Raw genomic sequence first — 12,805 nt, 5'->3', positions numbered from 1 at the left:
GGCCACAGCGATGGCAGACCCGACAATGAAGGCGTCACGCCAAGCCAGTCCTGACGTGGGCGCACAGCGGGACCGGCCGCCCACCATCCGCGACGTTGCCGAGCTCGCAGGGGTGGCCACCTCCACCGTGTCACGTGCCCTCGCCCGGCCGGACCGCGTGAATCCCCGCACCCGGGTGCGGATCGAGGAAGCGGCAGCGGAACTCAACTACGTCCCCAGTTCCCAGGCGCGTGGGCTCAGTTCGGGCCGGACCAATGCAGTGGCAGTGCTGGTTCCCGACATCACCAACCCGTTCTACTTCGACATCATCAGGGGCACGCAGCACCAGCTCAAGGCCGCCGGCGTCACCCAGCTCCTGGTGGACACCGAGGAGTCAAGCGAGATGGAGCTGGACGCGCTGCATAAGATGCGGAAATCCGCGGACGGGTTCATCCTTGCTGCTTCCCGCCTGTCGGACGCCCAGTTGGCCGAGGTCTCACAGTCGCAGCCCCTGGTGACCTTCAACCGTGCTTCCACCAGCGCTCCGACCGTGATGATCGATACGCCCTCCGCCATCATCCAGGCACTGGAGCACTTGGCCTCGCTGGGCCATCACAAGGTTTGCTACGTCGCAGGCCCACCAACCTCATGGTCCAACCAGATGCGGTGGAAGGTCTTCGAGGAGGATGCGGGCAGGCGTGGAATGGAAGTGCACCGCATTGGCCCCTACACCCCGAAGACCACTTCGGGGGCTGCTGCTGCCGATGCAGCGGTCAGGACCGGTGCAACGGCCTGCATCGTCTTCAACGACCTGCTGGCCATCGGCATGTTGCAGCGCCTGCAGGCCCGTGGCATCCGTGTCCCTCAAGACATGAGCATTATCGGATCGGACGATATCTTCGGCGCGGACTTCTGCAACCCACCACTGACCACCATCTCCAGCCCCATCGAACAGGCGGGCAGGGTGGCGGTGTCCATGCTGCTGGCACAGCTCAACCCGTTGTCAGGAAACGCCTCCCGCCAACTGGCCGTCATGCCCACCCATCTCACTATCCGGGAGTCCACGGGCCCCGCGCCGGCGTAGCCCCCGCATGGCGGCGTACATCCGTGGGTACCCCGGTGGTGTCTCCGCAGGACGTTCGAGGGGAAACCCATTACCCGGGCGTAGCCTACCGGCTCCTTTTGGCGCCAGCGCATACTTGAAGCACCACTCAGGCCAATGGACAGGGAATCGTCCCAACCGCACCCTCACCGGCAGTCCCGGGGATCCTGCCGGCCTCCTGGCGAAGGGTGGAGGCCATTTCCATCGCTTCGCCCTTGAACAGAAACAGATTCGGTCTCGAAAGGGCTGAAGATCAACAATGAACCGCACCAAAATGGGGCTGCTGTCCGTCGCCTCCGCTGCCGCGCTTGCCGTGGGCCTTGCTCCCGGCACAGCGCTGGCACACGGCGGATCCGGGCACGGGAACCCGGACCACAGCGACGACTGGCGGAGCAATGACGATCAGCGCCGGCTCGTCAGGACCCTGCGCCACGTCACCGACGACTACCGCTGGCTGGAAAATGCCGAAGCAGACGGCTACCGCAAAATCACTGAATGCATCGACAAAAGCGGGGTGGGGGCGATGGGCTTCCACTACGCCAAGCAGGAACTGATCGATGACAAGACCCAGGCCCGGAAACCCGAGGTGCTGGTGTACATGCCCGATGAGGACGGACGGTATGAACTGGTGGCAGCCGAGTTCCTCTCGACCGCGGCGGAACGTCCTGAGCTCGCCGGACTCGATTTCGAGGACGGACCGTTCCCCGGCTCGTACGCACTCCACGCATGGATTTGGCGGGACAACCCGGACGGCATGTTCGCTTCCTACAACCCGGACCTCACCTGCCCTAAGTAGGTCCGTCGCGCCCGGAATAGGGAAAGGCGGGCGTACGACGCCGGGAGCCACCCGCCGTCGTACGCCCGCCTCAAGCCGCCAGGCAGCTTAGCCGGCGTCAGCTACAACGCCGACCACCCGCCGTCGGAGGCAAGGATTGCACCGTTGACGTTGGTGCCGTCGTCGCTGAGCAGGAACGTGATCGACGCCGCGAGCTGCGCGGCAGTGGCCGGTGCTGGGATGTTGGCCTGCATCAGCGGGCCAAGGCGCTCGGCCGCCAGCTGCGAACCCCAGTTGGCCACGATGTTGGTGATGGTGGCGCCAGGTGCCACAGCATTGAAGCGGAGCCCCTTGGGCCCGTACATCACTGCCGAATTCCTGGTCAACCCATTCACAGCGTGCTTGGACGCAGTGTAGGCCGCGCCGGCTGCTGAGCCCCGCAAGCCGGCTTCGGAGGACACGTTGACCACAGAACCCGTCCCGGCATCGAGCATCAGCGGCAGCACCGCCCGGGTCAGCCGCATCAGGGCGGTGACGTTGATGCGGAACACACGCTCCCAGGTCTCGTCATCCACGTCGTGGATCGGCGCGAAGTTGTCCATGATGCCGGCAACGTTCGCCAGCGCATCCACCCGGCCACCCGCGGCGCGAACCACCGCTGCCACCGTTTCCTCCGTGGAGATGTCCCCCGCCACCGGGACCGGGTCCAGTCCGGCGTTCTGCTCCACGAGCTCGTCCAGCCGCTCCTTGCTGATATCGGCGGCTATCACCCGCCCGCCCTCTTTTGCCACCCGCAGCGCGGTTGCCTTCCCGATGCCCGAGCCTGCACCGGTGACGATGACGGTCTTGCCTGCGAAGCGGCCCTGCGTGACCACTTCCTGCCATGAAGCCTCGTTGCCCATGAGTTTCCTTCCAAGGTGCAAGCGGAATGCCCACGCCCAGGGCGGTGAAGGGCGGCATCCCCGGGATGCCGCCCTTCATTTCTGCTGAAAGGCTAGAGCTTGTCAGTCCTGTCTTCGCCACCCTTGTGGCCGGCTCCGCGCAGGTTTTCCTGGACCTTCCCGAACAGGTCCTTGATGGTGGACTCCGCGTTGGAAATGACGTCCACGGGAACGAAGACCTCATGGGTCACCGGCAGGTCGTATTCATCCTTCAGGTGCGTGCCGTTTCCCACGCCCGTCAGGGACAGGTAGACCATGGCCTCAGTCCGGGCAATGCCTGCGAGCTTGCCGAACACGACGGTGAACTCATTCGGCTGGAAACTGATGGTCTGCCCGATGTGGCTGCGGCCCAGTTCACCCGCGGGAACGGCCTTCTCCGACTGGCTTCCGGTGTAGTCCATGAACTTCTCCTTCGATCGCCAACACGTACGCAGGCAGTCTAACCCTGGCCCCTTCACCCCGTCACAGGCTCTGCTGGAGCCGTGCACAAAGTCCAGCCTGCGCTGGTGGCCATTCCTCCATTGAGCCCGGCAGTGGCGCCGCTGTTTGATGGCATCACCGGGCGGCAACGGCCGCGCCGGCCGGACCCCCTCAAAGGAAAAACCGTGACTTCAATGACGAGCCGCGTTAAGAGCCCGATAAAGAGCCCTGTCCGCTGGGACACCGTCGAGAACGGCGATGCAGTGGAAGTCAGGCACAATGGACGCACCGTGTTCAGCGGTCTGGTGGACGCCAGGACCGACGACGGCGATGTGGTGTGGGTGACAGCTCCTGCGGGCGGCCGGCGCCTGTTCCACATTGCAGACGGCTTTGACCTGGCGGGAGTGCCGGCATGACGGACTGCCCGGAGGACTGCCACTACTGCACCGGCCCCGAGACCGACTGAGGCAACCAGGGACGTGTTTGATACCCGGATCATCACGATCCGGGCATCAAATTGCCGCTACTGCAGGTGGCATCGTTGACGCGGGCAACAGGTACCGCGAAGGTGGTGCCATGAGGTCTCAGAAAATTTCCCAGGGGTTGGTTATGACGACGGCGGCTGCAGCGGCAGCACTGTTGCTCACCGCGTGCGGTCCAAGCCAGCCGCAGTCCCAGACGACGACGTCGCCCTCGCCCTCGCCCTCGGGCAGCGGGCAGGCCAGCCAGTCAGCCGCACCGTCGGCCACCACGCAGTCTTCGGCGCCGCCCACGTCAACGCCGTCCTCCCCGGCTCCCGCCACCACTGCCGCAGGCGCCCCCGGCCTGTGCAAGGCAGCCGGCCTCACCGCCGCCACCGACGCTTCCGGCGGCGGCGCCGCGGGCAGCGTCTACATGAAGCTGAACCTCACCAACAAGGGCTCCGAACCCTGCATCCTCAGGGGCTTCCCCGGCGTTTCCCTGGTGGCGGACGCCGCCGGGGAACCGATCGGCGCCCCGGCGACGCGGGACGACTCCGCCGGTGTGGTGGACGTCCTGCTGGCTCCCGGCCAGACCGGCACAGCAGTGCTGCGCTACACGCAGGCCCTCAACTACCAGGGCTGCTCACCCGTGGATGCCGCCGGCTACCGGATCTACCCGCCGGAGGACACCGACTCGCTGTTCATCCCGCAGCCCACAACGGCCTGCAGCAACGCAGACATTGCCCTGCTCTCCATCGGAGCATTCCAGCCCGCCTGACCCGCAAACCATTCCGTCAATGACTGAAGGCGGCCCGGCTATCAAGCCGGGCCGCCTTCAGTAGTCCTGGGCCGCCGTCGGAGGTTTCCCCCCGACGGCGGTCCTGTCAGTTATCGGCAGTGCAGTGTGGTTACCGGGCTGCCGTGCTGGTGCGGCCTGTGCGCGCCGTCCCGCGGGACAGCGCCACGCCCAGGCCGATCATGGCGACTCCGAGGACGAAGTGAAGCCAGTTGTCAGCACTGTTGACCGGCACGAAATTGGCTCCGCTGTCCTGGCCGATGAGCAGGCCGTAGAGCCACAGCACCAGATAGATGGCGCCGCCGACCACCAGGTAGTTCTTCGACGCTGCCGCAGTGCGGGCCATGGCGATGCCCGCGATGCCGAAGAGCAGGTGGACGATGTTGTGCAGGATCGAAACCTGGAAGATGCCCAGCAGCAGGGCGCCGGACCCGTGTCCAGCGAACCCCAGGGACTCGTAGTTGGAAATGATGCCCGGGATGAACCCGAGGACCCCCACCAGGAGGAACACCACGCCTACGGCAAGGGTGGCTTTTTGGATGTTGGTCCGGCCTACGGTGCGACCGCCGGAATTCATGGTTGTCATGATGTCTCCTGCTTGTGTCGTTGGTGCATCACTGGCTGCCGGGCGATGCACGACCATTGGTGCTCGACCGTAGACTTAACCCCCGACATCGTAAGTATACTTAGCAAATCCGCCGCGGATAGTAAGGGTCAGTAACAGACCCATCACAAATTGGCCTGTGAAGGCCTTGGACCGGAGGCAGGTTGGACCCGCATGACGTCGATTTGGCTGGACCGCAGGGAACCTTTCACATCTGACCCGTTCGAACCCGACACGAGGTACGACACAGTGGTGGCCGGCGCCGGCCTCACCGGTTTGGTCGCGGCGCTGCTGCTGGCCCGCTCCGGGCAGAGTGTGCTGGTGCTTGAGGCCCGCCACCCCGGCGCCGTGACCACCGGCAACACCACAGCAAAAGTGACCCTGCTGCAGGGAACGTTCCTGTCCCGGCTCGCCCGCCAATACTCCCAAAAACAAGTGCAGGCGTACGTTGACGGAAACCGGGAAGGGCAGGCATGGCTGCTGCGCTACCTCGAAGAACAGGGCGTGTCCTTCCAGCGCCGTGACGCCTACACCTACGCCGCCTCCGCCCAGGGCACCGAAAAGCTGCGGGAAGAGATCAGCGCCGCTACCACCGCCGGGCTGGACGTGGACTACGTCCGCGACGCCGGCCTGCCCTTTCCGGTACACGGTGCCGTGCGCATGCGGAACCAAGCCCAGATCAACCCGATGGACGTCCTTGACGCACTGGTGGCGGACATCCGCAGCCGGGGCGGACGGGTCGTCAGCGGCGTTCGCCTCCGGGACGTCACCGGTGACTCCCCATCCGCCGTCCGGACTGACCGGGGCAGCGTCAGGGCGGACAAAGTGGTCCTGGCCACCGGCATCCCCGTCCTGGACCGCGGCCTGTATTTCGCCAAGTTGAAGCCAAGCCGCTCCTACGCGGCCGCACTCCAGCTGCAGGAGGACCAGGCACCTCCGCCCGGAACGTACATCTCCGTTGAGCAGCCCACCCACTCCCTCCGCGACTACGAAGTGGACGGCAGGAACCTGCTGCTGGTGGGCGGCCACGGCCACCTGGTAGGCCGCACAGAGTCCGAAAAGGCACACCTCACCGGCCTGCTGGACTGGGCCGGGCAGCATTACCCCGGCGCCGTCACCACCCACAGATGGTCGGCGCAGGACTACATGCCCACCAACGGCATGCCGTTCTTCGGCAAACTCCCCCGCGGCAAGGGCCAGATCTACTTCGGCACCGGGTACAACAAGTGGGGAATGACCAATGCCGTGGCCGCCGCACTGGGCATCTCCGCGGACATCCTCGGTGGCCAGGTGCCTTGGGCGGACACCATCCACCACCGCATCACGTCGCCTGCCGGTGCGCTCTCCGCCGTCACGCTCAACGCCGGCGTGGCTGCCAGGATGGCCACGGATTGGGGAAAGGTGACCGCGGAGGGCCGGAAAATCGACGGCCTGAAACGGGGTAGGGACCAGGCTCCGGCACCTGTGGCAACTGGTCCGTCCGCTGCCGCCACCCCGCCGGAAGGGCAGGGCAAGGTCTACCGTGACGGCAACCGCCCGGTAGCAGTGTCCACCGTGGACGGAAGCACCTGCCGTCTGTCCGCAGTCTGCACCCACTTGGGCGGCATCCTGCACTGGAATGACAACGAACGAACGTGGGACTGCCCGCTGCACGGCTCCCGCTTCACCAACGAGGGCAAGCTCCTCGAGGGCCCCGCCACCAAGGATCTGCAGCAGGCCGGAACCCAGGCGCAACCCTGATCCATCGGGAGTTGAGTGTCAGTGGCTTGGGGCATGATGGAGGCATGAACCAGGAACAGCGTCCTGCCGGCAGCCGTGCTTCCGGCGCAGCTGCACCCATGGGCCAGTTCAGCCGGCCCACCCGGGAGTGGTTCCTGGGCGCCTTTTCCGAGCCAACTCCCGCACAGGCCGGGGCCTGGAACGCTATTTCCTCCGGCTCGCACGCGCTGGTGGTTGCTCCCACCGGCTCCGGTAAGACGCTCGCCGCCTTCCTCTGGGCACTCGACCGGCTCCTGGCGTCTGCGTCCCAGGCCCCTGAATCGGCGGCAGCTGAGACGCCCGCCAAAGGCAAACGGGCCCGTCCGCCCAAACGCAAGACCCGCGTCCTCTACATTTCGCCCCTTAAGGCTTTGGGCGTGGACGTTGAACGGAACCTGCGGTCACCGCTGATCGGGATCACCCAGACAGCCAAGCGGCTGGGACTTCCCGCGCCGCTGATCACGGTGGGGGTCCGGTCCGGGGATACGCCTGCCGCGGACCGCCGCGCACTTTTGAGCAGTCCGCCGGACATCCTCATCACCACTCCCGAGTCCCTGTTCCTCATGCTCACCTCCAAGGCCCGGGAGACCCTTGCCGAGGTGGACACCATCATCATTGACGAGGTCCACGCCGTGGCCGGCACCAAGCGCGGTGCACACCTCGCTGTCTCGCTGGAGCGGCTTGACGCGCTGCTGCCCAAACCCGCACAGCGCATCGGGCTCTCCGCCACGGTGGAACCCAAGGAACTCGTGGCCCAGTTCCTTGCCGGTTCGGCCCCCGTGGAAATCGTGGCCCCGCCCGCCAGGAAGAACTGGGACCTGACGGTCTCCGTACCCGTGGAGGACATGTCGGACCTGCAGGGTGCCGCGGGAGCGTTTGATTCCGGGCCGGCCTCCGGGCTCCAGCCGCAGGCATCCATCTGGCCGCATGTGGAGGAGAAGATCGTCGACCTGGTGCTGGCAAACCAGTCCACCATTGTCTTCGCCAACTCCCGGCGCCTGGCAGAGCGCCTGACGGCCCGGCTCAACGAAATCTACGCCGAACGCCAGCTGATTGCGGTGGGCGGCGGCTGGGACGATCCCACTCCGGAAGGGCACGCTGGTGCCTCCGGCACCCAGGAGGCAACGGCGTCGGGCGTTCCCGCGTCAACCGCCACGCCGGCCCACATGATGGCCCAGGCCGGAAGCTCCGCGGGGGCGGACCCCGTCCTGGCGCGCGCCCACCACGGTTCCGTCTCCAAGGACCAGCGCGCACTCATCGAGGACGACCTGAAGTCCGGCCGGTTGCGCTGTGTGGTGGCGACATCATCCCTGGAACTTGGGATCGACATGGGTGCAGTGGACCTGGTGGTGCAGGTGGAGTCGCCGCCTTCGGTGGCCAGCGGGCTGCAGCGGGTGGGCCGGGCCGGACACCAGGTGGGTGAGATCTCCCAGGGCGTCCTTTTCCCCAAGCACCGGGCAGACCTTGTCCACACCGCCATCACCGTGGAGCGAATGCTGAACGGCAAGATCGAACGGCTCAGCATCCCGGCCAACCCACTGGACATCCTGGCCCAGCAGACCGTGGCCGCCACCGCCCTGGGCAGCATCGATGTGGAGGAATGGTTCAGCACCGTCCGGCGCTCGGCCCCTTTTGCCTCGCTTCCCCGCTCAGCGTTCGAGGCCACGCTGGATCTTCTGGCGGGCCGCTACCCGTCCGATGAGTTCGCTGAACTGCGGCCTAGGATCATCTGGGACCGCAACGCCGGCACCATCGAGGGCCGGCCCGGCGCCCAGCGCCTGGCAGTCACGTCAGGCGGCACCATCCCGGACCGCGGCTTGTTCGGTGTCTACATCATCGGCACCGAGCAGGAAGGCGTGGCTTCCCCTGCGGAGGACGGAAAACCGGCCCGCGCTCCGAAAGGCGGCCGGCGCGTGGGCGAACTGGACGAAGAAATGGTCTACGAGTCCCGCGTGGGCGACGTCTTCGCACTGGGTGCCACCAGCTGGAAGATCGAGGACATCACGCACGACCGTGTCCTGGTCTCCCCCGCCTTCGGGCAGCCCGGCAAGCTTCCGTTCTGGAAGGGTGACTCCCTGGGGCGGCCAGTGGACCTGGGCCGTGCGCTGGGCGCCTTTGTCCGCGAGCTCTCGGCCTCCGACGCTGGCCCCGCCGCCGAACGCTGCAAGGCCAGCGGGCTGGACGACTTCGCGGCGAACAACCTCATCCAGTACCTCACCGAGCAAAAACAGGCCACGGAGGTGGTCCCCAGCGACACCACCCTGGTGGTGGAGCGGTTCCACGACGAACTCGGCGACTGGCGCGTGATCCTGCACAGCCCCTTTGGCATGCCGGTGCACGCGCCGTGGGCACTGGCTGTGGGGCAGCGGCTCCACCAGCGCTACGGGCTGGACGGCTCGGCGATGGCGGCCGACGACGGGATCGTGCTGCGGGTGCCCATGATGGAAGACGAGCCGCCCGGCGCCGAGCTGTTCCTCTTTGATCCCGAGGAACTGGAACAGATCGTCACAGCGGAGGTGGGTGGCAGCGCCCTGTTCGCGTCGCGGTTCCGGGAATGTGCGGCCCGCGCGCTCCTGCTGCCCAGGCAGACCCCAGGCAAACGCCAGCCCCTGTGGCAGCAGCGCCAGCGGTCGGCCCAGCTGCTGGACGTGGCCCGGAAGTACCCCACGTTCCCCATCGTCCTGGAAACGGTGCGCGAATGCCTGCAGGACGTCTACGATTTGCCCGCTTTGAAGGACATCGCCGCGTCCGTGGAACGGCGGGAACTGCGGATCCTGCAGACCACCACGCAGCAGCCCTCACCGTTCGCCAAGTCCCTGCTCTTCGGCTACGTGGCGCAGTTCCTCTACGAGGGCGATTCTCCGCTCGCGGAACGGCGCGCCGCCGCCCTGGCCCTGGACTCCACCCTCCTGAACGAGCTGCTGGGCCGCGTGGAGCTGCGCGAACTCCTGGATGCCAAGGTCATCGAAGCCACCGAGCGTGAGTTGCAGCGCCTGGCGCCGGACCGCAGGGCACGCGGGATGGAAGGCGTCGCGGACCTGCTGCGGCTGCTGGGTCCGCTGGCCCCTGAAGAAACCGCGGCGCGGTTGCAGGGCGGCGTCCCGGCGGTTGAATCTGTTGGTGAACCTGCCGAAACCGGGGCCGTCGAGGCCGGGCAGTTCGAAACCGGGCACGTCGAAACCGCAGCCCCTGAAACCCCGGCCGCCACCGTGGCAGAAGCGGCAGCGCACCTCGCCGCCCTCCAGCGCTCCAACCGCGCCATCAAGGTCAACATCGGCGGGGCTGAGCGTTTCGCCGCTGTAGAAGATGCAGCGCGTCTGCGGGATGCCATCGGCGTTCCGTTGCCCATGGGTGTGCCGTTGGCGTTCATCGAAACGGTTGCCGATCCCCTGGGCGATCTTGTCTCCCGGTACGCACGCACGCATGGTCCCTTCACTGCTGCCGAAGCAGCCGCCCGGCTGGGCCTGGGCGTGGCCGTGGTGGGAACCGCGCTGAAACGGCTGGCAGCGGACGGCCGCGTGGTGGAGGGTGAATTCCGGCCACATGTCACCTCGACGGCAGCCGCACTTGCAGAGTCAGCGTTGGATGAAACTGCACTTCCTGAATCAGCGCCGGTTGATGAACCAGCGCAGCCAACTGACGAGATCGCTTCGCCCGCTGAGGCGCCCGCGCCGGATGTCCCGCACTCCATTGCCAGTGAATGGTGCGACGCCGAGGTGCTGCGCAAGCTCCGCCGTCGTTCACTGGCTGCCCTGCGGGCGGAAGTGGAGCCTGTGGATGCCGCTGCCTACGGACGCTTCCTGCCCGCGTGGCAGCATGTCAGGACGCCAGGCGGTGGCCGCGGCCAGCCCTCGCTGCGCGGACTGGACGGCATCATCACGGCCATTGACCAGCTCTCGGGGGTGCCCGTCCCGGCGTCGGCGTGGGAGCCCCTGGTGTTGGCCACCCGCGTGTCCAACTACCAGCCCGCCATGCTGGACGAACTCATGGCCGCCGGTGAAGTGCTCTGGTCCGGCGCAGGCCCCCTGCCCGGCAACGACGGCTGGATCAGCCTGCACCTGGCGGACTCAGCTGAGCTGACGCTCAACCCCGCACCTGAGTTCGAGCCGGGGGACGCGGGCCGGCGGCTCCTGGACCATCTGCGCAACAACGGCGGCGGATACTTCTTCCGGCAACTGACGGAGGTGGCCGGCGGCATGGACGCCGTCCTGAGCGACCAAGAGGTGGTGGCAGCACTCTGGGATCTGGCGTGGGCAGGGAGGATCACCGGCGACACCTTCGCCCCCGTCCGCGCCCTGATCGCCGGTGGCCACACCGCGCACCGGCAGGTAGCCCGTGCACCGCGTGCCAGGGCGCCTCGGCTGAGCCGCCTGGGCCGTTCCCATGGCACCGGCCTCATGGGCTCCCCCGGACTGGCCGGCGGGCGGTACGGACCGCAGGGTACCGCCTCTCCGCCCACCGCGGCAGGCCGCTGGTCAGCGCTTCCGGAGCCTGAACTCGATCCCACTATCCATGCCCGCGCCACCGCCGAACTCCTGCTGGACCGTTACGGCGTGGTGACCAGAGGTTCGGTCATGGCGGAACAGATCATGGGCGGCTTCGGACTCATGTACAAGGTGCTGGCGCGGCTCGAGGAAGCAGGCCGGTGCCGCCGCGGCTACTTCATCGAGCACCTGGGCGCCGCCCAGTTCGCGGTTCCCGCCACCGTGGACCGGCTCCGCTCCTACTCCGAGGACAACCAACTGGCCAAGGCCGAACCCGTGGCCCTGGCCCTCGCCGCCACCGATCCCGCCAACCCCTACGGTGCCGCCCTGCCCTGGCCCGCGCTGCAGGAGGACGCCGGCACGGGGCACCGGCCGGGCCGGAAAGCGGGGGCGCTGGTGGTGCTGGTGGACGGCGCGCTGGTCCTCTACGTGGAGCGCGGCGGAAAGACCCTGCTGGCCTTCACCGAGGACGACGCCGTGCTGGCGGCAGCGGCTGCCGCGCTGGTGGGGGTGGTGACCCGCGGAGCGGTGGACAAGCTGTTCATGGAGAAGGTAAACGGTCACGACCTCCTGGACACCCCGGTCGCTGCTGCCCTGAGCTCGGCAGGCGCCTACTCCACCCCGAAGGGACTGAGGATCCGTGCCTGAGGGCGATTCCGTCTGGCGGGCCGCCCACCAACTGCATGAGGCCCTGGCGGGACAGACTTTAATTGCGTCGGATTTCCGCGTGCCCCGGTTCGCCACGCTGAACCTGGCCGGCTGGACCCTGAAGGAGGTTGTCCCCCGCGGCAAGCACCTGCTGATGCGGGTGGTCAGCCCGGAAGACAAAAGACTGACCATCCATTCGCACCTGAAGATGGAAGGCACGTGGCAGGTCTATCCGCCCGGCGGCAGGTGGCGGAAACCAGGCTTTACCGCCAGGTGCGTGCTGCGGACGGCAGTGGCAGACGCCGTCGGCTTTTCGCTTGGCATCGTGGAGGTGGTGGCAACCGCTAACGAGGACGCCATCGTCGGCTTCCTCGGCCCGGACCTCCTGGGCCCGGACTGGGACCTGGACGAGGCAGAACGCCGCATCCGCTCCCGCCCTGAAGTCCCCATCGGAGTAGCGCTGCTGGACCAGCGGAACCTCGCGGGCATCGGCAACATCTACCGCTGCGAAGCGTGCTTCCTTTCAGGGGTGCATCCTGCTACGCCTGTCTCCGAGGTGCCGGACGTCCGGACCATGATGACCGACGCCAAGCAGCTCCTGGAGGTCAACCTGGGCCCGGGACGCCGGGTCACCATCCTCAACACCCGTGGCATGCCGGTGGGCAGGATGGCCGGCAGGCCCGGCTACTGGGTGTATGGCCGGGAACGCCAGCCGTGCCTGAAGTGCGGTACGCCCATCCGGCGAGGACTTCTGGGCAAGCCCAATGGCGAAGAGGAACGAGACATCTACTTCTGCCCGAAATGCCAGCCTGCGCCTGGCTGACGTTCTGCGTTCAG

At 67.1% G+C, this 12,805-nt stretch carries 10 protein-coding genes; 7 read left to right on the top strand and 3 right to left on the bottom strand.

The annotated features are described in order from the left end of the window. Positions 1-10 precede the first annotated feature (10 nt). Positions 11-1,063, top strand: coding sequence for a LacI family DNA-binding transcriptional regulator (locus tag ACETK3_RS07720; protein ID WP_373462148.1), 1,053 nt, complete (start codon positions 11-13; stop codon positions 1,061-1,063). 277 nt (positions 1,064-1,340) lie between these two features. Continuing rightward, positions 1,341-1,877, top strand: coding sequence for a hypothetical protein (locus ACETK3_RS07715; protein ID WP_236801011.1), 537 nt, complete (start codon positions 1,341-1,343; stop codon positions 1,875-1,877). Positions 1,878-1,978: 101 nt separating this feature from the next. Here ACETK3_RS07715 and ACETK3_RS07710 read toward each other — a convergent pair whose 3' ends face one another. Together ACETK3_RS07710 and ACETK3_RS07705 are read right to left on the bottom strand one after the other, a co-directional pair. Next, positions 1,979-2,758: an SDR family NAD(P)-dependent oxidoreductase gene (locus ACETK3_RS07710; RefSeq protein WP_237429799.1), complete on the bottom strand. Its 780-nt coding sequence runs from the start codon at positions 2,756-2,758 to the stop codon at positions 1,979-1,981. A 92-nt stretch (positions 2,759-2,850) separates the two neighbouring features. Next, positions 2,851-3,198 carry a hypothetical protein gene (locus ACETK3_RS07705; RefSeq protein ID WP_236821207.1) on the bottom strand — a complete coding sequence of 116 codons (348 nt, stop codon included), beginning with the start codon at positions 3,196-3,198 and terminating at the stop codon, positions 2,851-2,853. A 213-nt stretch (positions 3,199-3,411) separates the two neighbouring features. Between ACETK3_RS07705 and ACETK3_RS07700 the strand changes: the two genes are divergently transcribed. Further along, on the top strand, positions 3,412-3,633 hold the full coding sequence (locus tag ACETK3_RS07700) for a hypothetical protein (RefSeq protein WP_236802777.1): 222 nt from the start codon (positions 3,412-3,414) through the stop codon (positions 3,631-3,633). Positions 3,634-3,793: 160 nt separating this feature from the next. After that, positions 3,794-4,456, top strand: coding sequence for a DUF4232 domain-containing protein (locus ACETK3_RS07695; RefSeq protein ID WP_237429798.1), 663 nt, complete (start codon positions 3,794-3,796; stop codon positions 4,454-4,456). A gap of 130 nt (positions 4,457-4,586) precedes the next feature. Here ACETK3_RS07695 and ACETK3_RS07690 read toward each other — a convergent pair whose 3' ends face one another. After that, on the bottom strand, positions 4,587-5,060 hold the full coding sequence (locus ACETK3_RS07690; protein ID WP_373462147.1) for a DUF4383 domain-containing protein: 474 nt from the start codon (positions 5,058-5,060) through the stop codon (positions 4,587-4,589). A gap of 192 nt (positions 5,061-5,252) precedes the next feature. Here ACETK3_RS07690 and ACETK3_RS07685 point away from each other — a divergent pair, with 192 nt between their 5' ends. The 3 genes from ACETK3_RS07685 to ACETK3_RS07675 are packed head-to-tail and all read left to right on the top strand — an operon-like array spanning position 5,253 to position 12,791. Next, positions 5,253-6,818, top strand: coding sequence for an FAD-dependent oxidoreductase (locus ACETK3_RS07685; protein ID WP_306968775.1), 1,566 nt, complete (start codon positions 5,253-5,255; stop codon positions 6,816-6,818). 44 nt (positions 6,819-6,862) lie between these two features. After that, complete coding sequence (locus ACETK3_RS07680; protein WP_237429796.1) at positions 6,863-11,968, top strand: DNA glycosylase AlkZ-like family protein; 5,106 nt, start codon at positions 6,863-6,865, stop codon at positions 11,966-11,968. Further along, complete coding sequence (locus ACETK3_RS07675) at positions 11,961-12,791, top strand: Fpg/Nei family DNA glycosylase (protein ID WP_237429795.1); 831 nt, start codon at positions 11,961-11,963, stop codon at positions 12,789-12,791. The genes ACETK3_RS07680 and ACETK3_RS07675 overlap by 8 nt, the downstream gene beginning before the upstream one ends. Positions 12,792-12,805 lie beyond the last annotated feature (14 nt).

Source organism: Arthrobacter sp. E44, from assembly GCF_041877125.1.
GTDB lineage: Bacteria > Actinomycetota > Actinomycetes > Actinomycetales > Micrococcaceae > Arthrobacter.
Note: the sequence above shows the minus strand (reverse complement) of the source record. Positions and strands in the feature narration are given on the sequence as shown.